Raw genomic sequence first — 21929 nt, forward strand, 5'->3', positions numbered from 1 at the left:
TCACCGAGGACGACTCCCCGCAGGCGCTGGCCCACGCCCGCGAGCAGTGCCGCTGGTTCGGCGGCATGGTCGGCAACCACGTCGCCGACCTGGTGGCCCGGTACGGCGAACACTCCGCCTCCGTGCCCGACGAACTCACCGACTACATCAAGGCCCGTCAGGGGTACGACTACTCCCACCACGGCCGTTCGGGGAACCCCGACACCACGTTCGTCCCCGACGAGATCGTCGACCGCTTCTGCCTCCTGGGCACCGCCGAGCGGCACATCGAGAAGCTGCGCGCCCTGAAGGCCCTCGGCGTCGACCAGTTCGCGGTCTACGACATGCACGACGCCAAGGAGTCCACCATCGACGCCTACGGCTCCACCGTCATCCCCGCACTGCGCGGCTGAGGGGGGAGCAGCGCACCCATGCCGGCCCCCACGCCGCCCGACCAGATCACGCACCCCGACGGCCGCGTCGAGCTCCGCCTCGACGCGGCCGTGCCGCACGGTCCGTACGCCAACGAGGACCTGCTGCCGATCCCCGTCGCCAAACGGCACTGGACCACCTACAACTTCACCGCGCTGTGGATCGGGATGGCGCACAACATCCCGTCGTGGACGCTCGCCTCCGGCCTGGTGGCCCTCGGCATGGACTGGAAGCAGGCGGTGTTCACCATCGCCCTGGCCAACGTCATCGTGCTCGCGCCGATGCTGCTCACCGGCCACGCGGGCCCCAAGTACGGCATCCCCTTCCCGGTGCTGGCCCGTTCCTCCTTCGGGGTGCGCGGGGCCAACCTCCCGGCGATGCTGCGCGCCGCCGTGGCCTGCGCCTGGTTCGGCATCCAGACCTGGATCGGCGGCCAGGGCATCTTCGTCCTCCTCGGCAAGATCTGGGGCGGCTGGGCGGGCGCCGCGCACGTGGCGGGCTACCCGTGGACGCTGTGGGTCTGCTTCCTCGCCTTCTGGGCGCTGGAACTCGCGATCATCTACCGGGGCATGGAGACGCTCCGCCGCTTCGAGAACTGGGCCGCGCCCTTCGTCCTCGTCGGCGCCGTCGTCCTGCTGGTCTGGATCACCAACAAGGCGGGCGGCCTCGGCCACCTGCTGGACCAGCCCTCCGCCCTCGGCTGGGGCGGGGACTTCTGGAAGGTCTTCTTCCCCGCCCTCATGGGCATGATCGGCTTCTGGTCGACCCTCTCCCTCAACATCCCCGACTTCACCCGTTTCGGGGCCGGGCAGCGCGCCCAGGTCTGGGGCCAGTCGCTCGGGCTGCCGACCACGATGACCTTCTTCGCCGTCCTGTCGGTGCTGGTCACCTCCGGCTCCCAGGCGGTCTATGGCGAGGCCATCTGGGACCCGGTCGAACTGGCCGGCAAGACCGACAACGTCATCGGCCTGCTGTACGCCCTGGTCACGGTGCTGGTGGCCACCATCAGCGTCAACATCGCGGCCAACGTGGTCTCCCCGGCGTACGACCTGTCCAACCTCGCGCCCCGGCACGTCGACTTCCGCACCGGCGCGCTGATCACCGGCGTCGTGGGGGTGCTGATCTTCCCCTGGAAACTGACCTCCACCCCCGAGCTGTACATCTTCACCTGGCTGGGCGTGGTCGGAGGTGTCCTCGGCACCGTGGCCGGCGTCCTCATCGCCGACTACTGGGTCGTCCGGCGCACCCACTTGGCGCTGCCCGAGCTGTACGAGGCAGGTGGCGGCCGTTACTGGTACCACCGCGGCTGGAACTGGCGGGCGGTGCTCGCCCTCGTCGTGGGCGGCCTGCTGGCGGTCGGCGGCTCGTACTCCACCGTCGACGCCGAGGGCCGCAAGCAGGGCCCGTTTCCCGTCGACGGCCTGATCCCGCTGCTGAAGCCGCTCGCGGACTACGGCTGGGCGGTCGGCCTGGTCAGCTCGTTCGTGCTGTACAGCGCCCTGATGCGGAAGGCGGGCCCCGCCGCACGGACGGCGTGAACCCGCCAAAGCCACCACGGGTGCGCGGCGCCGCGGACGATCTGGTCTGATGGAGGAGTGATCGATGACGCACTCTTCAAGGCGGTCGAGGACACGGTGCGCGCGACCGCCGAGGCGGAGGTCGTGCCGCGCTGGCGCCGGCTGAGCGCAACCGACATCAGCCACAAGACCGGACCGGGCGACCTGGTCACCGTCGCCGACCGCGAGGCGGAGCTGCGGCTCGCCGAGGAACTGCCGGCGTTGCTGCCCGGTTCGGTCGTGGTGGGGGAGGAGGCCGTGCACGCCGACCCGGGCGTCCTGCGCCGCATCGGCGGGGACGACCCGGTGTGGATCGTCGACCCCGTCGACGGCACCGCCAACTTCGTCGCGGGCAGGCCCGAGTTCGCCACGCTCGTCGCGCTCGCCCGCGGCGGCGAGGTGCACGCCTCCTGGACGTACGTGCCGAGGCTGGCCCTCATGGCCACCGCCCGACGCGGCGGGGGCGCCCTGCTCAACGGCGAGCCGATCCGCACCGCCCGCGACTCCGGCGGGTCCGCGCTCACCGTCGCCACCTCGCAGTTCGCCTTCCTCGACGAACAGGAGCGGCGCCGGTTCGAGGGGCTCGGCACCGACGGCGTCGAGTCCCGTCAGTGCACCTGCGCAGGGCTGGACTACCTGGAGGTCGCCCGGGGCGCCATCGACGCCGTCGCCTTCACCTGGGAGTCGCCCTGGGACCACGCGGCCGGACTGCTGCTGGTCACCGAGGCCGGCGGCGCCAGCATCACCGCGGAGGGCGTGCCCTTCCGCATCGGCGGCGGCAACGCCTTCCCCTTCTCCGTGGCGCGCGACGAGGCGACCGCGCGACGGGTCGTCGACCTCATGGCAGGTGACCGATGAGCAGGGCACACGTCACGGACGTCATCGTCGTCGGAGCCGGGCCCAACGGCCTGACCGCCGCGGTCGAACTCGCCCGCGCCGGGCACTCCGTGGAGCTCTTCGAGGCCGGCGACCAGGTCGGCGGCGGCGCGCGCACCGAGGAGCTGACCCTGCCGGGCTTCCGCCACGACCCGTGCTCGGCCGTGCACCCGCTCGGCGCCGGCTCGCCCGCGTTCAACGCGATGCCGCTCGCCGACCACGGCCTGCGGTGGCTCCACCCCGAGCTGCCGCTCGCGCACCCCTTCGACGACGGCACCGCGGCGGTGCTGGACCGCACCGTCGGCGCGACCGCCGCCTCGCTCGGACCGCGCGACGCGGGCACCTACCGCAGGCTCCTGGCCCCGTACGTCGGCCGCTGGAAGACCCTCGCCCACGACTTCCTGCGCCCCCAGTGGCGGGGACTGCCCCGCGACCCGCTGCGCTTCGCGAGCTTCGGGCTGACCGGGCTGCCGCCGGTGTCCGTGCTCGCCCGGCTGTTCCGCGACGAGAAGGCCCGCGGGCTGCTGGCCGGTCTCGCCGCCCACGCGATCGCCCCGCTGACCAGCCCGCTCACCGGTGCGACGGCGCTGATGTTCGCCGTCTCCGGCCACGAGGTCGGCTGGCCGGTCCCGCGCGGCGGCTCGCAGTCGCTCGCCGACGCCCTCGCGTCCTACCTGCGGCTGCTTGGCGGCACCGTCCACACCGGCGTCATGGTCCGCAAGCTCGACGAGCTGCCGCCGGCGCGCGCGTACGTCTTCGACACCTCGCCGACCGCGCTGGCGCGCATCGCCGGGCTCGGCGACGCGTACCGGAACTACCGCTACGGACCCGCGGTCTGGAAGGTCGACTACGCCCTGGACGGCCCCGTGCCCTGGACCGCGGCAGAGGCCCGCCGGGCCGGCACCGTGCACATCGGGCCGAGCTTCGGCGAGATCGGCGACGCGCTGAACCGGGCGGTACGCGGCCGCCCGCCGCAGACCCCGTTCCTCATCACCGCCCAGCCCACCGTCGTCGACCCCGGGCGGGCGCCCGAGGGCAAGCACGTCTTCTGGGCGTACGGGCACGTGCCCAACGGCTTTCGGGGCGACGCCACCGAGGCCGTCGAGCGGCAGATCGAGCGCTTCGCCCCCGGCTTCCGGGACCTCGTCCTTGCCCGGGCGGTCAGCGGACCGGCCGAACTCGCCGCCCGCAACGCCAACTACGTCGGCGGTGACATCGCCAGCGGGGCCTTCGCCGGCCTCCAGACGGCCTTCCGCCCCAAGCTGCAGTGGAACCCGTACACCACCTCGCGCCCCGGGGTCTTCCTCTGCTCCTCCGCCAGCCCGCCCGGCCCGGGGGTCCACGGCATGTCCGGCCACCACGCGGCCCGCGCCGTGCGCCGCCACCTGGAGGGGACCGCCCGCCGGTAGCCCGGTAGCCCGGTAGCCCGGTAGCCCGGTAGCCCGGTAGCCCGGTAGCGCCCGCCCCGTCGGCCGCGGCCGGCGGGGCAGCGACTAGCATCGAAGGCATGGAGCAGCGCGTATTGGGCAGGACGGGCCGCAAGGTGTCCGTCGTGGGTCTCGGCACCTGGCAGCTGGGCGCCGACTGGGGCGAGGTCCGCGAGGAGGACGCACTCGCCGTCCTGGACGCGGCCGTGGCGGAGGGCGTGACCCTCTTCGACACGGCGGACGTCTACGGCGACGGACGCAGCGAGCAGCTGATCGGGCGCTACCTCCGGGAGCGCCCGGACGCCGGGATCTTCGTCGCCACGAAGATGGGCCGCCGGGTCGCCCAGGTCCCCGAGAACTACGTCCTGGACAACTTCCGCGCCTGGAACGACCGGTCCCGGGCCAACCTCGGCGTCGACACCCTCGACCTGGTGCAGCTGCACTGCCCGCCGACCGCCGTCTACTCCTCGGACGCGGTCTTCGACGCCCTCGACACCCTCGTCGAGGAGGAGCGCATCGCGGCCTACGCCGTCAGCGTCGAGACCTGCGAGGAGGCGCTGACCGCGATCGCCCGGCCGGGCGTCGCGAGCGTGCAGATCATCCTCAACGCCTTCCGCCTCAAGCCTCTGGAGCAGGTCCTGCCGGCCGCCGCCGAGGCCGGGGTGGGCATCATCGCCCGCGTGCCCCTCGCCTCCGGCCTGCTGTCCGGCCGCTACACCAAGGACACGGTCTTCCCGGCCGACGACCACCGCACCTACAACCGGCACGGCGAGTCCTTCGACCAGGGCGAGACCTTCTCCGGCGTCGACTACGCGACCGGCCTGGAGGCCGCCGCCGAGTTCACCGCCCTCTCCCCGCAGGGCGCGACCCCGGCCCAGACGGCGCTCCGCTGGATCATCCAGCAGCCCGGCGTCACCACCGTGATCCCCGGCGCCCGCTCCGTCGAGCAGGCCCGCGCCAACGCCGAGGCCGCGGCCCTGCCGCCGCTGCCGCAGAGCACGCTGGACGCCGTGCGGGACCTGTACGACCGGCGCATCCGCGCCCAGGTCCACCACCGCTGGTGACCGCCGCGGCGAACCTGCCCTGAGCCGTGCCCCCGGACGATCCGTCCGGGGGCACGCGCGTCACCCCGCGGCGGCCTCGCGGGCGATCCCGTCCAGGAGCGCGGGCAGCGAGCTCCCGATCGGCTCGCGCACCAGCTCGTCCGCGATCACGTCGTACGGCGTCGGCTCGGCGTTGACGATCACCAGCCGCGCCCCGTGCTCCGCCGCGATCCCGGCGAGCGACGCCGCAGGCTGCACCTGCAGGCTGGTGCCGACCGCGATGAAGACCGTGCAGCCCTTGGCGATGGCCATCGCGTTGCCCAGCACCACCGGATCCAGCCGCTGCCCGAACATGACGGTCGCCGACTTCAGGATCCCGCCGCACTTTCCGCACGCCGGGTCCGGCTCGCCCGCCCGGACCCGCGCCAGCGCCTGGTCCATCGGCGCCCGGTCGTGGCACCGCGTGCACACGACGGCGCGGGCCGTGCCGTGCAGCTCCAGCACCTTGCGCTCGGGCAGCCCCGCCATCTGGTGCAGCCCGTCGACGTTCTGCGTGATCACGCGCACCGCCACGCCCGACCGCTCCAGCCGGACGATCGCGTCATGCCCCGCGTTGGGCCGAGCCTCCAGCGTCGGGCTCTCCATGCGCATCCGCCACGACCTGCGGCGCACATCGGGATCGGCCATGTAGTGCTCGTACGTCACGAGCTTCTCCGCCTCCGGATCGCGCCGCCACAGCCCGTTCGGACCGCGGTAGTCCGGGATGCCGGAGTCGGTGGAGATACCTGCGCCACTGAGGACGGCTACGAGAGGCCTGGCCATGCGCCGAGGGTAGGACGGCTGGCGGCCCGGCGCGAACGTATATCGGGGGTGCCGCTCGCCCACCGGCCACACCCGCGTTCACCTGCGATTTTGTCTCGACTAACAGCGGTCGTGAACAGTCTCGTACCACTGGACCAAGCAGGGAAAGGTGACCATGAAGCAGTCAGCAGAGGTCTTGCGGGCCCCCCGATCCTTGAGCATCCGCCGGGGGAACTCCCTTGAGTTCGTCGAGTCGCACCCGAGTGAGCCGGGCAAGGGCGTCAGGGTGGCGCATTTCCTCGGCCCGGACAGCGGCGCCAGCCACTTGTCGATCGCGATCGTCGAACTCGAGCCCGGTGGCCAGGTCATCGGTCACCGGCACCCGTTCGAGGAGTCGTTCTTCGTCCTGGAGGGCAACCCGCTGCTCGCGGTGGCCGACCACCGGTACGCCCTGCGTCCCCATGACTTCGGCCTCGTGCCCTACGCCGTCGGTCACGCGTGGAGCAACCCCACGGATCAGCGCGTGCGCATGTTGCGTGTGCACGCTCCCCAGCCGCGCCCCATCGACGGCAGGGGGACGTGGGGGGTGTTCGAAGCGCCTGAGACCCGGGTGCCGACGCAGGGCGTGGCCGTCGACGAACTCGACCCGGCCAAGCCGTACGTCGGTCACTTCGATCAGACGGACATGGCGCCGCCCGGGTCGATCTCCATGCCCGGCTACCACGGGGCGAACGTGCAGAACGTCCAGATCCGCATGATGGTGGACGACCTCCTCGGGGCGCGCCACCACGCGATGTTCATCGTGCAGTTCACCCCGGGCGTGGTGGACAACGCCCCGCTCAAGACGGCGAAGGAGCACTTCCATCCGTTCGAGGAGATCTACTACCTGATCTCCGGACAGACGCGGTCCTTCTGTGACGGTGAGCAGGACCTGGCCGGGGTCGGCGACCTCGTCTTCGCGCCCGTCGGCGCGTCGCACGGATTCGCGGCCCTCGGCACGGAGCCTCTGTGCTGGATCGAGGTGCAGTCGCCGATGCCGCCGGCGAGCGGCGGGTTCACCTTCCACAACGACTGGGCGCAGCACACCAACATCGGTTGATCCGCTCGTCCGGCGCCGGGACCCGCGCGTTTCCGCCCGGGGTCAGCCCAGCGCCGCGCGGACGTCCGCGACGAGGGCGGCGGCGTCCTCCACCGCCGTGACCGGGTCGCCGAGGCCGGACAGCACCGCTTCGGCGCGGGACCGGAAGCCGGGCGGGGTGTCGGGGAGGGCGCCCGCGGCGGCGAGGGCGCCCTTCTCGTTGAGGCACCACACGCGGTGGTGGGCGTGGAGCGACTGCGTCAGCACCCCGACCGCCCGTGAAAGGCACAGGGCGGCGTGCAGGACGTCCCCGCCACCCGCGGACTTGCGGGCGTTCACGACCAGGAAGTCCGCCTCCCAGGAGGCCCCGACGAGGGCCTCGCGCAGCGGCTCCGGGTAGACCAGCGTCCGCTCGCGCAGCGCGGTCAGCTCACCCGCCGGGTCGGCCAGGACGCGGCCGAGGGCGACCTCACCGGCGTACACGGGGGACCAGAAGCCCAGCGGATGGCCGGCCTGGACACCGACCTCGTAGCGGCCGGCGCGGCAGTCGTCCCACACCCGCCCCACCCGGTCCAGGTCCCGCAGGATCCAGTCGACCTGGACGCCGTCGACGCGCAGCCACGCCCCGCCGTTCACCCAGGGACCCCAGCCGCCGGGGCCGGCGATCTCCACCGGTGTGCCCGTCGCCTCGTCGGCGAGCGCGGCGAGCGCCGCCAGGTCCGGTTCGCCCCGGTAGTACACGCCGAGGTCCCAGTCGGAGTCGGGGCGGTGCGTTCCGCGCGCCCGGCTGCCGCCCAGCATCACCGCGACCACACCGGGGACCCGGGCGAGCGACCGTGCCATGGAGGAGACTGGGGGTACGTGTTCGCGCTCGTGGGGCATCGTGCGAGTGTAGGTGCACCCCCGGCGCGAGGAGTACGGAATTGTTCACGACCCGGCCCACCCTCCAAGGCACCTTCGGCATGGCCTCCTCCACGCACTGGCTCGCCTCGCAGTCGGCGATGGCCGTGCTGGAGAGCGGCGGCAACGCCTATGACGCGGCGGTGGCCGCCGGGTTCGTCCTGCACGTGGTGGAGCCGCACCTCAACGGGCCCGCGGGCGAGGTGCCGATCATCGTCGCGCCCGCCGGCGGTCCGGTGCGCGTGCTCTGCGGCCAGGGCCCCGCCCCGGCCGGGGCGAGCGTCGACCACTACCGAGCGCTGGGCCTGGACTTCGTCCCCGGCACCGGTCCGCTCGCGGCCGCCGTGCCCGGTGCGTTCGACGCCTGGATGGTGCTGCTGCGCGACCACGGCACGAAGCCGCTCGCGGACGTGCTCTCCTACGCCATCGGCTACGCCGAGCACGGCCACCCCGCGGTGGAGGCGGTCGGCGCCACGGTCGGCTCCGTCCAGGCGCTGTTCGAGACGGAGTGGACGACCTCGGCCGAGCTGTACCTGGCCGGCGGCCGCCCGCCCCGGCCGGGAGACCTGCTGCGCAACCCCGACCTCGCCGCCACCTGGCGGCGGTTGCTGCGGGAGGCGGAGGCCGCCGGCAGCGACCGGGAGGCGCAGATCGAGGCGGCCCGGCGGGTGTGGCGCGAGGGCTTCATCGGCGAGGCGCTGGCCACCTTCGCCGCCCGTCCCGCGATGGACACCACGGGGGAGCGGCACGCCTCCACCCTGACCGGGGACGACCTCGTCGCGTACGAGGCGCACCACGAGGACCCGGTGACCTTCGACTGGAACGGCTGGACGGTCTGCAAGGCGGGACCGTGGAGCCAGGGCCCGGCTTTCCTGCAGCAATTGGCCCTGCTGCCGCCGGATCCCGCGGAACTGGAGTACGGCTCCGTCGACTACGTGCACACCCTGGTCGAGGGCACCAAGCTGGCGATGGCCGACCGCGAGGCCTGGTACGGCGACGCCCAGGACGACGTCCCCCTCGCCGAACTGCTGTCACCCGCCTACAACGACGCACGGCGCGCCCTGGTCGACCAGGCGAGGGCTTCCCACGAGCTGCGCCCCGGCAGCCCGCGCGGCCGTACTCCGCGGCTGCCGCACTTCCCGCTCCACGACGCCGCCGCGGCAACGGGATTCGACGCCATGGGCGTCGGCGAGCCGACCGTCGCCCACAACGGCGCGACCCGCGGCGACACGTGCCACCTCGACGTCGTCGACCGCTGGGGCAACATGGTCGCCGCCACCCCCAGCGGCGGCTGGCTCCAGTCCAACCCGGTGGTCCCCGGGCTCGGCTTCCCGCTCGGCACCCGCCTGCAGATGACCTGGCTGGAGCCCGGGCTGCCGAACTCCCTCACCCCGGGCCGCCGTCCGCGCACCACGCTCACCCCGTCGCTCGCGCTGCGCGACGGCGTGCCGGTGATGGCCTTCGGCACCCCCGGCGGCGACCAGCAGGACCAGTGGTCGCTGCACTTCTTCCTGGGCGTCGCCCTGCGCGCCCCCGTCCGCGGCGGCCTCGACCTCCAGGGCGCCATCGACGCGCCCAACTGGCACAACGACAGCTTCCCGAGCTCCTTCCACCCCCGGGAGATGCGGCCCGGCAGCCTCACCGTGGAGAGCCGCTTCGAGGAGTCCGTCATCGCCGGGCTCCGCAGCCGCGGCCACGACGTCACCGTTGCCGCCCCCTGGTCCGAGGGCCGCCTGTGCGCGGTGGCCCGCGACCCGGAGACCGGCGTCCTGTCCTCCGCGGCCAACCCCCGCGGCATGCAGGGTTACGCGGTGGGCCGCTGACCCGCCGCCCGGGCAGGCGCCGGCCGCCGGCACGGCCGGCAGGGCGGCGCGGACCTGTGGTGGAGGCCGGTGGCGGGACTGCTCCTCGGTCTCCGGGGGCGTTGCCATGCGCCGGGCGGACAGCCCCGTGGCCCGCGACCCGGAGACCGGTGCGGCCGACCCCCGCGGCATGCGGGGTTACGCGGTGGGCCGCTGACCGACCACCGGGGGGCGGCCGTTGACCAGTTCGACGGGGCAGGCGCCGTCCGCCTGTGCGGCCAGGGCGGCGCGGACACGGCGGTAGAGGCCGGGGGAGAGGTACTCCTCGGCCTCCTCGGGCGTCGCCATCCGCCAGGCGGACAGTTCCTCCTCCTGCAGCACGATCGCGCCGAGCGCGGCCTCGCCGAGCACGCCGCCGTCGTACAGGTAGGAGGTCAGCGGCGGGCGGCCCGGCCACTGCACCCAGTCGACGGCGAGCAGGGCGCCCGGCTCGACGTCCAGACCGACCTCCTCCAGGGTCTCCCGGCGCGCCGCCTCGCGGGGGGTCTCCCCGTCGGCCGACTCGATGGTGCCGCCGGGCAGCACCCACTTGCCGTCCTGGCGGTAGGTGGTCTCGGCGATCAGGATCCGGCCGTCGCCGTCGCGGAAGAGCGTGCTGGCCCCGGCGAGGATCTTCGGCAGGCTGTCGATGTAGGCGTCGAAATCGGTGGTCGTCACGAGCCCCAACCTACGGGTTCGCGACCCTCGACGGCGGCGGCCACCTGCGCCGGGTCCAGGCTTCCGGGGGCGCGGCGGTCGCGTGCCGCACGGTTCGCGAGCCGTCGCAGCGTCTCGTTGACCGGGACGGGTATCCCGTGGAGCCGTCCCAGCAACACGATCTCGCCGTTGAGCCAGTCCGCCTCGACGCTCCCGGTGCCCCGGGTCAGGCTCTGCCAGGACGAGCCGCCGCCCCGGGCGAAGCCGTCGACCGGTCGCAGGCTCACCCGGTCGCCGCGGACCGCCGCCTGCTCCTCCTCGCCCGCGTACGGGATGCCGGCCGCGTCGAGCACCTGGGCGCCCTCGGCCCGCGCCCGCTTGACGAGGCCGGCGGCCGTGTCGTCCCAGCCGCCGCAGAGCGCCTCGACCGCGTTGCCGAGGTTCGACAGCAGCTTGGCGTACTTCCAGCGCATCACGTCGGCCACGACCGGGGCGGCGAACGAGGACTTCTCCAGGTCCGCGGAGACGGCCCGCGCGAGCCCGTCCGTTCCGTGCGGGTAGCGGCCCAGGTGGAGGATGCCGGTGAGCGGACCGCAGGGGGCGACCACCTCGCCGGGCTCCAGGTGGGTCGACGGCAGCCACACGCACATGCCGTACACGTCGCGGAAGCGGCGCAGCGCCATGCGTTCGTTGGCGACGCCGTTCTGGGCGCAGACCAGCGGCAGGTGGTCCGCGACCGGGGCCCAGGCAGCGAGCGCGGCCTCCGTGTCCTGCGTCTTCACGGCGAGCACCAGCACGTCGTCCTCGCGCAGCGTCAGCCCCTCCGGGCCGCCGGCCACCGGGACGGGCAGCGACAGCGTCCCGTCCGGCGTCCGCAGCGTCAGCCCACGCTCGCGCAGCGCCTCCAGGTGCGCTCCCCGCGCGACCAGGACGACCTCGTGACCGCTCTCGTACAGCCGGCCGCCGATCGTCGCGCCGACCGCGCCCGCTCCCACAACGATGTATCGCACACGCGGACCCTACGGCACGAGCAGCGCCGTGCGACGGGCGAGTTCGCTGATCGCCACGCCGTCGAAGCCGAACACCGCGCTGCGCACCCGGTCCTCCAGCGGTTCGGTCCACTGCGGCGGGATCGCCGCTGCGCCGCAGAACACCCCGGCCACCGAACCGGCGGTCGCGCCGCCGGAGTCGGTGTCCAGACCGCCGCGCACGGTCAGCGCGATCGTGGCGGTGAAGTCGCCCGCGCCGTACAGCAGCCCGGCGGTGACGAGCGCGGCGTTGGGGACGGCGTGGATCCAGTGCAGCCCGCGCGTCTCCTCGTCCAGCTCCGCCATCGTGCCGGCCCAGTCCAGCCCCGCCGCGTGCAGCGCCATCGTCCGGCGCACCGTGCGGGCCAGCCGGCAGCCCGGCGGGACGTGCTGCAGCGCCGACTCCAGCGCGGCCCGGGCGTCGGGCGCGGTGAACGCCGCCGCGATCAGCGCCGCGGCCCACATCGCGCCGTACACCCCGTTCCCCGTGTGCGACAGCACCGCGTCCCGGCGGGCGAGCGACGCGGCCCGCCGAGGGTCGCCGGGGGAGGTCCAGCCGTGGACGTCGGCGCGGATCAGCGCCCCGATCCACTCCTGGTACGGGTTGTCGGCCGTGGCCGTCAGCGGCGGCTTCATCCCGCCCGCGAGGTTGCGGTACGCCGCGCGCTCGGCGGTGAAGGTCTGCAGGTAGGGAAGGCGCAGCAGCCACAGCTCGCCGACCTGCTCGGTGGTGAAGTCCGGGCCGTACGTCTCCAGCAGGTCGAGCCCGAGGATCGCGTAGTCGACGTCGTCGTCCCGCGCGCTGCCGTGGATGTTGCCGCGGGTGCACTGCGGCCACTCCGGGCGCAGCTCGAACTCCGCCGGATCCGCAGGCGGGTCCAGCGCCGGGATGTAGTCGGTCAGCGGCAGCGCCCCGGCCCGGCGTAGGTAGCGGTCGATGCGCTCCCGGGTCCAGTGGTCGCCGCGCTCGACGGGCTTGCCGAGCATGTTGCCGGCGATCCGGCCGAGCCAGCCGCCCAGGATGCGGTCGTGGAGAGAGAGGGCCATGCCTCCGGTGTACCGCCCGGACACCCCGGGATAGGGTCCAAGCGGCGCGACCTGCCGTAAGGGAGATCAATGTGACGGACGCACGGCCCGCGCGGGTGCTCATCGCCGCGGACAAGTTCAAGGGCTCGCTCACCGCCGTCGAGGTGGCGGAGCGGCTCGGGGCGGGGCTGCGGAACGCCGCCCCCGACCTCGTCGTCGAGTCCGTGCCGGTGGCCGACGGCGGGGACGGAACGGTGGACGCCGCCGTCGCCGCCGGATTCGAGCGGCGCCTGGTGGAGGTCACCGGGCCGCTGGGGGAGCCGGTCACCGCCGCGTACGCACTGCGCGACGGCACCGCCGTCGTGGAGATGGCCGAGGCCTCGGGGCTGCGGCACCTGCCGCCCGGCGTCTTCGCGCCGCTGACGGCGACCACCCGCGGCACCGGTGAGCTGCTGCTGGCCGTGCTCGACGCGGGCGCGCGGTCCGTCGTGCTCGGCGTCGGCGGCAGCGCGACCAACGACGGGGGCGCGGGCATGCTCGTCGCGCTCGGCGCCCGCCTGCTGGACGGCCGGGGCGAGCCGGTGGGCCCGGGCGGCGCGGCGCTCGCCGGGCTGGCCTCGGCGGACCTGTCCGGCCTCGACCCGCGGCTCGCTGCGACCGAGGTCGTCCTCGCCAGCGACGTCGACAACCCGCTGCTCGGCCCGAAGGGCGCCGCCGCCGTCTACGGCCCCCAGAAGGGTGCCACGCAGGAGGACGTCGCCACGCTGGACGCGGCGCTCGCCCACTACGCGGAGGTGCTGGAGGCCGGTGCGGCCGCCGAGGCCCCGGGGGCGGGTGCGGCCGGCGGGGTCGGGTTCGGGGCGCTGGTGGGCCTGCGCGCCTCCTTCCGGCCCGGCGTCCAGGTGCTCCTGGACATGCTCGGTTTCGCGGCGGCTCTGGAGCGGGCCGACCTGGTGATCACGGGCGAGGGCTCGCTGGACGAACAGACCCTGCACGGCAAGGCCCCGGCCGGTGTCGCGGCCGCCGCCCGTGCCCGGGACGTGGACGTGGTCGCCGTCTGCGGCCGCCTCGCGCTGTCCGGCGCCGCCCTGGGCGCGGCCGGCATCCGGCGGGCGTACGCCCTGACCGACCTCGAGCCGGACCCGGCGCGCTGCATGGCCGAGGCCGGGCCGCTGCTGGAGCGCCTCGCCGAGGACATCGCGCGCGACCTGCCGGCCTGACCTGGGAACGTCAGGGGCCCCGAGCCTTCCCGGCTCGGGGCCCCTGACACGTACGTCGTACGTCGTGCGGCTACGGAAGCTGCGCCGTACGCGCCTCGCGGCGGTTGTTGCGGATCGTGTTGACCCGGCGGGTCGTCGCGAAGAGCGGGATCACCGCCGCCGCGCAGATCTGCAGGGCCGCGCCCGTCTGCAGCAGCACGTCACCGCCGGGGACGGCGAACGCCCAGCAGACCAGGCAGCCCATGCTCAGCACGATCCAGGCCAGCGTGATCGTGGCGAGCCGGCCGCGGGGCTTGGGGTACTCGACCCGGCTGACCATCAGCCACGCCACACCGACGATGGCCAGCACCGTCGGGATGAAGGGCAGCTCCAGCAGCACGACGGAGATGACCGTCATCGCCCCGAAGGGGCTCGGCATGCCCTGGAAGATCCCCTCCCGCACCGTCGTGCAGGAGAACCGGGCCAGGCGCAGGACGACCGCGAGCAGCACCACGACCGCCGCCACCGCCGACAGCTTGCCGTAGGCGTCGTCCGAGATCAGGCCCCAGACGACCACGAAGTAGGCGGGGGCCAGGCCGAAGCTGATCAGGTCGGACAGGTTGTCCAGCTCCGCGCCCATCGCCGAGCTGCGCAGCTTGCGCGCCACGAGGCCGTCGAAGAGGTCGAAGACCGAGGCCATGAGCATCAGCAGCACGGCGGTGGCGGCGCTGTGCCGTGTCATGCCGCCGTCGGTGTTGCCCATCAGGTGCGGGACGAGCACCCCGGTGGTGGTGAAGTACACCGCCATGAATCCGCAGATCGCGTTGCCGAGGGTGAGGCCGTCCGCTATCGACAGCCGCGTCGACAGCGGCATGTCATCGTCGTCGTCCTCGTCCACCGCGGCGACCCACGGTGCCTGGGTGTCGGGATCAATCACGGTCAAGGCGCGTCACCCCAGCCACGGTGGTCTGGCCGACCTCGACGTCGGGCTCGACGCCCTCCGGCAGGTAGATGTCCACACGGGAGCCGAAGCGGATCAGGCCGATGCGCTCGCCCTGCTCCACCTTGGTGCCCTGCGGCACGTAAGGGACGATGCGGCGCGCCACGGCTCCGGCGATCTGCACCATCTCGATGTCGCCGAGCTCGGTGTCGAAGTGCCAGACGACCCGCTCGTTGTTCTCGCTCTCCTTGTTGAACGCCGGAACGAAACCGCCGGGGATGTGCTCGACGGACGTGACGGTGCCGGCGAGCGGCGCGCGGTTCACGTGGACGTTCAGCGGGCTCATGAAGATCGCGACGCGGGTGCGCCCGTCCTTCCACGGCATGATGCTCTGCACCACACCGTCGGCCGGCGAGATGACGCGGCCCTGGGTGATCTCACGCTCGGGGTCGCGGAAGAACCACAGCATGCCCGCCGCGAGGGCGGTGGTGGGGACGGCCACGGCCGCCCAGCGCCCGGAGCGGCGGGCGCGGACGAGGCTGATCGCGGCGGTGGCCACGGTCGGGAGGAGCCACGGCGACGCTCCGCGCGCGAGGCGTACGCCGGCCCGGCTGTCGCGTTGTGCAGAGGAATGGCTGTGGGGCATGGAAGACCTTCGTAGCGGAGGGTGCCGCAATGATGGTGCAGGGGACGGCGGCTTTCCGTGAATGGTATCGGGAGTGACCGGCAACTGGGCAAGCCAGCAGTCGAGTCAGTGGCCGGTATTTGATGACTGGGTGTGACCTTTGGCTCGCACAAAGTGTCACAACCCAGACATTCACCCCTGGATTCGGTACTCCTCGAGCAGCCGACGCCCGATGATCATTTTCTGGATCTCGGCGGTGCCCTCACCGATGAGCAGCATCGGGGCCTCGCGGTAGAGGCGCTCGATCTCGTACTCCTTGGAGAAGCCGTAGCCGCCGTGAATGCGGAAGGCGTCCTCCACGACCTCCTTGCAGTACTCCGCGGCCAGGTACTTCGCCATGCCGGCCTCGAGGTCGTTGCGCTGGCCGGAGTCCTTCTTGCGGGCCGCGTTCACCATCAGCGCGTGGGCCGCCTCGACCTTGGTGGCCATCTCGGAGAGCTTGAACTGGATCGCCTGGTGCTGCGCGATCGGCTTGCCGAAGGTCTGCCGCTGCTGGGCGTACGCGATCCCCAGTTCGAAGGCGCGCTGTGCGACGCCGCAGCCGCGGGCGGCCACGTTGACCCGGCCGACCTCAACCCCGTCCATCATTTGGTAAAAACCGCGGCCGCTCTGACCGCCCAGGACGCGATTTGACGGAATCTTCACATCCTCGAGGATGAGTTCGGTCGTGTCGACGCCCTTGTACCCCATCTTCTCGATCTTGCCGGGCACGGTGAGGCCCTTCACCGTCGGGTTCGGCCCGAAGCCCGGCTCCTTCTCGATGAGGAAGGTCGTCATCGACTTGTGCGGGGCCGCGTCCTCCGGCTGGCCCTCGTCGGTCCGGCACAGCACCGCGACGAGGTTGGAGGTGCCGCCGTTGGTCAGCCACATCTTCTGGCCGTTGATGACGTAGTCGTCACCGTCCCGGACCGCCTTGGTGCGGATCGCCGAGACGTCCGAGCCGAGGCCCGGCTCGGACATCGAGAAGGCGCCGCGCACGTCGCCGGCGGCCATGCGGGGCAGGAAATGGTCCTTCTGCTCCTGGGTGCCGTGCTGCTTGAGCATGTAGGCGACGATGAAGTGCGTGTTGATGATGCCCGACACGCTCATCCAGCCGCGGGCGATCTCCTCGACCGTCAGGGCGTAGGTGAGCAGGGACTCGCCGAGGCCGCCGTACTCCTCGGGGATCATCAGGCCGAAGATGCCGAGTTCCTTGAGGCCCTCAACGATGTCGGTGGGGTACTCGTCCTTGTGCTCCAGCTCGTTGGCGACCGGGATGATCTCCTTGTCGACGAAGCTGCGGACGGTGGAGAGGATCTCCTGCTGGACGTCGGTCAGCCCGTCGGTCTGCGCGAGGCGGCTCATGTCTGCTGTCTCCTAGGCGTTCAGCTCGGGGCGGCCGGGCTGCTCGCCGCCGCGCTCCTTGATGTACGTGGCGGTGGGGACCATCACCTTGCGGCGGAAGACGCACACCAGGGTGCCGTCCTGCTTGTAGCCCTTGGTCTCCACGTGGACGATCCCGCGGTCGTCCTTCGACTTCGACGGCCACTTGTCCAGCACCGTCGTCTCGCCGTAGATGGTGTCGCCGTGGAAGGTCGGCGCCACGTGCTTGAGCGACTCGACCTCCAGGTTGGCGATCGCCTTGCCGGACACGTCCGGCACCGACATGCCGAGCAGCAGCGAGTAGACGTAGTTCCCCACGACCACGTTCTTCCCGAAGTCGGTGGTCCTCTCCGCGTAGTTCGCGTCCATGTGGAGCGGGTGGTGGTTCATGGTCAGGAGGCAGAAGAGGTGGTCGTCGTACTCGGTGACCGTCTTCCCGGGCCAGTGCTTGTAGACGGCACCGACCTCGAACTCTTCATACGTACGGCCGAACTGCATCTCTCCTACGCCTCCGGGGTGTCGAACGTGTTCGTACGGGTGTTCGCTGCCGGGGTCACGCGGCGACCTCCAGCGGCTCCAGCTTGTTGGCCCTGCGGATCTCGTCCACGATCCTGCCGATGATCTCGGTGATCCCGAAGTCCTTCGGCGTGAACACGGCCGCGACGCCGGACTCGACCAGCTTGGCCGCGTCCGCCGGCGGGATGATGCCGCCGGCGATGACCGGCACGTCGTCGACCCCGGCCCTGCGGAGCCGGTCCAGCACGTCCGGGACCAGCTCGGCGTGCGAGCCGGAGAGGATCGACAGGCCCACGCAGTGGACGTCCTCGGCGACCGCCGCCGACACGATCTGCTCGGGCGTCAGCCGGATGCCCTGGTAGACCACCTCGAAGCCGGCGTCCCGTGCCCGTACGGCTATCTGCTCGGCGCCGTTGGAGTGACCGTCCAGGCCCGGCTTGCCCACCAGCAGCCGCAGCTTGCCGGTGCCCAGCTCCTCGGCGGTCAGCGCCACCTTGCGGCGTACCGCGGCCAGCGGCGTGCCCGGCTCGGCGGTGACCGCCACGGGGGCGCTGCTCACGCCCGTCGGCGCGCGGAACTCGCCGAAGACGTCGCGCAGCGCCCAGGACCACTCGCCGGTGGTGACACCCGCGCGGGCGCACTCCAGGGTGGCCTCCATCAGGTTGCCCGTCCCGGCGGCCGCGGCCTTGAGGGCCTCCAGCGACCGCTGCGCCCGTACTTCGTCCCGGTTGTCGCGCCAGTCGTGGAGGGCGGCGACGACCCGTGCCTCGTTCTCCGGGTCGACGGTCATGATGGCGCCGTCCAGGTCGGAGGTGAGGGGGCTGGGCTCGGTGCCCTCGTAGCAGTTGACGCCGATGATCTTCTCCTGGCCGGACTCGATCCGCGCCCGGCGCTCGGCGTGCGAGGAGACCAGCTGCGACTTCAGGTAGCCGGACTCCACGGCGGCCATGGCGCCGCCCATCTCCTGGATGTGCTCGATCTCGGCCAGGGACCGGTCGACGAGCTCGGCGACCTTCGCCTCGACGACGTGGCTGCCGTCGAAGATGTCGCCGTACTCCAGCAGGTCGCTCTCGTGGGCCAGCACCTGCTGGATGCGCAGGGACCACTGCTGGTCCCAGGGGCGCGGCAGGCCGAGCGCCTCGTTCCAGGCCGGCAGCTGCACGGCGCGGGCCCGGGCGTCCTTGGAGAGCGTCACCGCCAGCATCTCCAGCACGATGCGCTGGACGTTGTTCTCCGGCTGGGCCTCGGTCAGGCCGAGCGAGTTGACCTGGACCCCATACCGGAAGCGGCGCTGCTTGGCGTCCTCGATGCCGTAGCGCTCGCGGGTGATCTCGTCCCAGATGCGGGTGAAGGCCCGCATCTTGCACATCTCCTCGACGAAGCGCACGCCCGCGTTCACGAAGAAGGAGATGCGCGCGACGACGTCGCCCATCCGCTCCTGCGGCACCTGGCCGGAGTCGCGGACCGCGTCGAGGACGGCGATCGCGGTGGACATGGAGTACGCGATCTCCTGCACCGGCGTGGCCCCGGCCTCCTGCAGGTGGTAGCTGCAGATGTTGATGGGGTTCCACTTGGGGATGTGGTTGACCGTGTACGCGATCATGTCCGTCGTCAGCCGGAGCGACGGGCCGGGCGGGAAGACGTACGTCCCGCGCGACAGGTACTCCTTGACGATGTCGTTCTGCGTCGTCCCCTGGAGCCTGGTGACGTCGGCGCCCTGCTCCTCGGCGACCACCTGGTAGAGCGCGAGCAGCCACATGGCGCTGGCGTTGATGGTCATCGAGGTGTTCATCTCCTCCAGGGGGATGTCCTGGAAGAGCCGGCGCATGTCGCCGAGGTGGGCGACCGGGACCCCGACCCGGCCCACCTCGCCGCGGGCCAGGATGTGGTCGGGGTCGTACCCGGTCTGCGTCGGGAGGTCGAACGCGACCGACAGCCCGGTCTGGCCCTTGGCGAGGTTGCGCCGGTACAGGGCGTTGGACGCCTCGGCGGTGGAGTGCCCCGCGTACGTCCGCATCAGCCACGGACGATCCTTCTGACGCTCGCTCATGCTCGTTCCCGTTCTCAGACGTTCCGGAAGCGGTTGATGGCGTCGAGGTGCTCGGCGCGCAGCTCCGCGTCGCGGACGCCGAGGCCCTCCTCTGGGGCGAGCGCGAGCACGCCGACCTTGCCCTGGTGCACGTTGCGGTGCACGTCGTGCGCTGCCTGGCCGGTCTCCTCCAGGCGGTACGTCTTCGACAGCGTGGGGTGGATCTTGCCCTTGGCGACGAGGCGGTTGGCCTCCCACGCCTCGCGGTAGTTCGCGAAATGGGAGCCGACGATGCGCTTGAGCGACATCCACAGGTAGCGGTTGTCGTACTCGTGGTTGTAGCCCGAGGTCGACGCGCAGGTGACGATCGTGCCGCCCTTGCGGGTGACGTAGACCGAGGCGCCGAAGGTCTCGCGGCCCGGGTGCTCGAAGACGATGTCGACGTCCTCGCCGTCGGTCAGCTCGCGGATGCGCTTGCCGAGGCGCTTCCACTCCTTCGGGTCCTGGGTGTGCTCGTCCTTCCAGAACCGGTAGTCCTCGGCGGTGCGGTCGATGATGGCCTCGGCGCCCATGCGGCGGCAGATCTCCGCCTTCTGCGGCGAGGAGACCACGCAGATCGGGTTGGCGCCGCCGGCCAGCGCGAACTGGGTGGCGTAGCTGCCCAGGCCGCCGCTGGCGCCCCAGATCAGGACGTTGTCGCCCTGCTTCATGCCGGCGCCGTTGCGGGAGACCAGCTGGCGGTAGGCGGTGGAGTTCACCAGGCCAGGGGCCGCGGCCTCCTCCCAGCTGAGGTGCCTGGGCTTGGGCATCAGCTGGTTGGACTTGACCAGCGCGATCTCCGCGAGGCCGCCGAAGTTGGTCTCGAAGCCCCAGATGCGCTGCTCGGGGTCGAGCATCGTGTCGTTGTGGCCGTCCGCGGACTCCAGTTCGACGGACAGGCAGTGCGCGACGACCTCGTCGCCCGGCTTCCAGAGGTTCACGCCGGGGCCGGTGCGCAGCACGACGCCCGCCAGGTCGGAGCCGATGACGTGGTAGGGCAGGTCGTGGCGCTTGGTGAGCGGGGAGAGCCTGCCGTACCGCTCGAGGAAACCGAACGTCGACACCGGCTCGAAGATCGACGTCCACACCGAGTTGTAGTTGACCGAGCTGGCCATGACGGCCACCAGGGCCTCGCCCGGGCCGAGCTCGGGCACGGGCACCTCGTCCAGGTGCAGCGACTTGCGCGGGTCCTTCGCGCGGCTGTCCACGCCCTCGAACATGCCGGCCTCGTCCTTGTGGACGGTGATGGCGCGGTACGACTCGGGAAGCGGCAGCGCGGCGAAGTCCGCGGCCGTGCTTTCGGACGCCATGATTGCGTCGAGGATGTCCTTCACGGTGATGCCTCCGGCGAAGCGCGACGTAGGGACGCTTGAGGGAACGTCGGGGGTTGCGGTGGGTGGTGCCGTCGGTTCGGCGGTGGTGCTGCTGTCCGTGGCGGTCGCACGGATGGAGCGGGGGCGCTTGGTGGCGCGGTGAATGCCTGTGACGCAGGCGTCCGGGCCTTTGGGGACAGACGGCGTGCGACGGATCCCAGCACGCCGCCCGCCCGGACAGTTCTCACGTTATGGCACCGCGTGCCACCCTGCAAGACACTGCGTGCCAACAATTTTTCTCAGATGGCACCACGGCTTCACGTTTGAGCAACACGCGAAAGCGCCCCCGGCGCGAGGGCCTGGGGGCGCTGGTGGGATGCCGGAGGCGCGGGAGGACGCCGGGGGCGCGAACGGGCGGCTACGCGCCCTTCAGGGCTTTTTCGATCGTCCGCATGACCTCGGCGGGCGAGGCGTCCGTGCGGGCCACCGCGACGACGACCTCGCCCTGCTCGGAGGTGAGGACCGGGGCGGGGGCGGGGGTGGGGCGCCGGCCGATGCCGGTGCCGAAGGTCTGCTTGATCACCTCGAAGGCGTGGTCCAGCTGGGCCTCGACGTCCCCCTTGCCGCCGGCGCGCAGCCAGCGCCGCAGCACGTGGTTGTGGGCGGCGACGACGGCGGACGCGGCGACCTCCGCCAGCAGCGGGTCGTCGTCCCCGTCGTGGTGGGCGCCCTCGTCGAAGTGGCCCAGCAGGTAGCGGGTGAACAGCCGCTCGTAGCGGGCCACCGAGGCGATCTCGCGCTCCCGCAGGATCGGGATCTCGCGGGTCAGGCGGTAGCGCTCCACCGAGACCTCTGGGGCCTCGGCGTACATGCGCAGCACCTCGGTGATGCCACGGCACACCGTGTCGAGCGGGTGCTCGTGCGGTTCGGCGGAGTCCAGCACCTGCCCGACGCGCACGAGGGTGTCGTCGTGGTCGGGGAAGATCGCCTCTTCCTTGGAGCGGAAGTGCCGGAAGAACGTCCTGCGCGCGACCCCCGCGGCCGCGGCGATCTCGTCGACCGTGGTCGCCTCGTAGCCCTGGCTCGCGAACAGGTGCATCGCCGCGGCGGCCAGTTCCTGGCGGACACGATGGCGCTGGGCGGTGGTGGAGGACGCACGGGCGGGCTTCACGGGCTGGGGCATACCGCGAACGTACTGCATT

Annotated in this window: 20 protein-coding genes; 8 read left to right on the top strand and 12 right to left on the bottom strand. The window is 72.3% G+C overall.

Going from position 1 to position 21929, the window contains the following annotated elements:
- The 5 genes from ABZ312_RS23125 to ABZ312_RS23145 all read left to right on the top strand — a co-directional run.
- On the top strand, positions 1 to 392 hold a 392-nt coding region (locus tag ABZ312_RS23125), incomplete at its 5' end, for an LLM class flavin-dependent oxidoreductase (RefSeq protein ID WP_500438655.1).
- Positions 393 to 410: 18 nt separating this feature from the next.
- Positions 411 to 1949: an NCS1 family nucleobase:cation symporter-1 gene (locus ABZ312_RS23130; RefSeq protein WP_500359638.1), complete on the top strand. Its 1539-nt coding sequence runs from the start codon at positions 411 to 413 to the stop codon at positions 1947 to 1949.
- Positions 1950 to 2006: 57 nt separating this feature from the next.
- Complete coding sequence (locus ABZ312_RS23135) at positions 2007 to 2825, top strand: inositol monophosphatase family protein (RefSeq protein WP_500321590.1); 819 nt, start codon at positions 2007 to 2009, stop codon at positions 2823 to 2825.
- Positions 2822 to 4252 (top strand): phytoene desaturase family protein, encoded by a 1431-nt coding sequence (locus ABZ312_RS23140; protein ID WP_500321589.1) that lies wholly within the window; start codon positions 2822 to 2824, stop codon positions 4250 to 4252. Before ABZ312_RS23135 ends, ABZ312_RS23140 begins: the two co-directional genes overlap by 4 nt.
- A 98-nt stretch (positions 4253 to 4350) precedes the next feature.
- Entirely contained in the window at positions 4351 to 5334 is a 984-nt protein-coding gene (locus tag ABZ312_RS23145) for an aldo/keto reductase (protein ID WP_500321588.1), read from the top strand.
- Between the two features lie 60 nt (positions 5335 to 5394).
- Here the strand turns inward: ABZ312_RS23145 and ABZ312_RS23150 are convergent, their stop codons facing one another.
- The gene (locus ABZ312_RS23150) at positions 5395 to 6135 is read right to left on the bottom strand and encodes an SIR2 family NAD-dependent protein deacylase (protein WP_500438656.1); all 741 of its coding nucleotides are present in this window, start codon (positions 6133 to 6135) and stop codon (positions 5395 to 5397) included.
- 154 nt (positions 6136 to 6289) lie between these two features.
- Here ABZ312_RS23150 and ABZ312_RS23155 point away from each other — a divergent pair, with 154 nt between their 5' ends.
- Positions 6290 to 7213 (top strand): cupin domain-containing protein, encoded by a 924-nt coding sequence (locus tag ABZ312_RS23155; RefSeq protein WP_500438657.1) that lies wholly within the window; start codon positions 6290 to 6292, stop codon positions 7211 to 7213.
- Positions 7214 to 7255: 42 nt separating this feature from the next.
- On the opposite strand, the gene ABZ312_RS23160 is transcribed toward ABZ312_RS23155, so the two are convergent.
- Entirely contained in the window at positions 7256 to 8074 is an 819-nt protein-coding gene (locus ABZ312_RS23160) for a nucleotidyltransferase domain-containing protein (RefSeq protein ID WP_500321584.1), read from the bottom strand.
- Positions 8075 to 8115: 41 nt separating this feature from the next.
- Between ABZ312_RS23160 and ABZ312_RS23165 the strand changes: the two genes are divergently transcribed.
- The gene (locus ABZ312_RS23165; RefSeq protein WP_500438658.1) at positions 8116 to 9915 is read left to right on the top strand and encodes a gamma-glutamyltransferase family protein; all 1800 of its coding nucleotides are present in this window, start codon (positions 8116 to 8118) and stop codon (positions 9913 to 9915) included.
- 177 nt (positions 9916 to 10092) lie between these two features.
- Here ABZ312_RS23165 and ABZ312_RS23170 read toward each other — a convergent pair whose 3' ends face one another.
- From ABZ312_RS23170 to ABZ312_RS23180, 3 genes are read right to left on the bottom strand one after another with little or no spacing between them, the layout of a single operon-like run.
- Positions 10093 to 10611, bottom strand: a complete 519-nt coding sequence (locus tag ABZ312_RS23170; protein WP_500321582.1) for an NUDIX domain-containing protein — start codon at positions 10609 to 10611, stop codon at positions 10093 to 10095.
- Positions 10608 to 11600: a ketopantoate reductase family protein gene (locus tag ABZ312_RS23175; RefSeq protein WP_500321581.1), complete on the bottom strand. Its 993-nt coding sequence runs from the start codon at positions 11598 to 11600 to the stop codon at positions 10608 to 10610. The genes ABZ312_RS23170 and ABZ312_RS23175 overlap by 4 nt, the downstream gene beginning before the upstream one ends.
- Positions 11601 to 11609: 9 nt before the next feature.
- Positions 11610 to 12665, bottom strand: coding sequence for an ADP-ribosylglycohydrolase family protein (locus ABZ312_RS23180; RefSeq protein ID WP_500321580.1), 1056 nt, complete (start codon positions 12663 to 12665; stop codon positions 11610 to 11612).
- Between the two features lie 95 nt (positions 12666 to 12760).
- Between ABZ312_RS23180 and ABZ312_RS23185 the strand changes: the two genes are divergently transcribed.
- Complete coding sequence (locus ABZ312_RS23185; RefSeq protein ID WP_500321987.1) at positions 12761 to 13864, top strand: glycerate kinase; 1104 nt, start codon at positions 12761 to 12763, stop codon at positions 13862 to 13864.
- A gap of 70 nt (positions 13865 to 13934) precedes the next feature.
- On the opposite strand, the gene pssA is transcribed toward ABZ312_RS23185, so the two are convergent.
- The 7 genes from pssA to ABZ312_RS23220 all read right to left on the bottom strand — a co-directional run bounded on the left by pssA (position 13935) and on the right by ABZ312_RS23220 (position 21928).
- Positions 13935 to 14786 (bottom strand): CDP-diacylglycerol--serine O-phosphatidyltransferase, encoded by an 852-nt coding sequence (gene pssA, locus ABZ312_RS23190; RefSeq protein WP_500321579.1) that lies wholly within the window; start codon positions 14784 to 14786, stop codon positions 13935 to 13937.
- Positions 14773 to 15429, bottom strand: coding sequence for a phosphatidylserine decarboxylase (locus ABZ312_RS23195; protein ID WP_499514813.1), 657 nt, complete (start codon positions 15427 to 15429; stop codon positions 14773 to 14775). Before ABZ312_RS23195 ends, pssA begins: the two co-directional genes overlap by 14 nt.
- 171 nt (positions 15430 to 15600) lie before the next feature.
- The gene (locus tag ABZ312_RS23200) at positions 15601 to 16812 is read right to left on the bottom strand and encodes an acyl-CoA dehydrogenase family protein (protein ID WP_500321578.1); all 1212 of its coding nucleotides are present in this window, start codon (positions 16810 to 16812) and stop codon (positions 15601 to 15603) included.
- A 12-nt stretch (positions 16813 to 16824) separates the two neighbouring features.
- Positions 16825 to 17328, bottom strand: coding sequence for a MaoC family dehydratase (locus tag ABZ312_RS23205; protein ID WP_396569326.1), 504 nt, complete (start codon positions 17326 to 17328; stop codon positions 16825 to 16827).
- A gap of 55 nt (positions 17329 to 17383) precedes the next feature.
- Positions 17384 to 19396, bottom strand: a complete 2013-nt coding sequence (locus ABZ312_RS23210) for a protein meaA (protein WP_500321577.1) — start codon at positions 19394 to 19396, stop codon at positions 17384 to 17386.
- A 14-nt stretch (positions 19397 to 19410) separates the two neighbouring features.
- Positions 19411 to 20748 carry a crotonyl-CoA carboxylase/reductase gene (gene ccrA / locus ABZ312_RS23215; RefSeq protein WP_500321576.1) on the bottom strand — a complete coding sequence of 446 codons (1338 nt, stop codon included), beginning with the start codon at positions 20746 to 20748 and terminating at the stop codon, positions 19411 to 19413.
- A gap of 397 nt (positions 20749 to 21145) precedes the next feature.
- Positions 21146 to 21928 (bottom strand): TetR/AcrR family transcriptional regulator, encoded by a 783-nt coding sequence (locus ABZ312_RS23220; RefSeq protein ID WP_500321575.1) that lies wholly within the window; start codon positions 21926 to 21928, stop codon positions 21146 to 21148.
- Between the last annotated feature and the right edge of the window lies 1 nt (position 21929).

The organism is Streptomyces sp. NPDC006207, assembly GCF_040613835.1.
Taxonomy (GTDB): domain Bacteria; phylum Actinomycetota; class Actinomycetes; order Streptomycetales; family Streptomycetaceae; genus Actinacidiphila.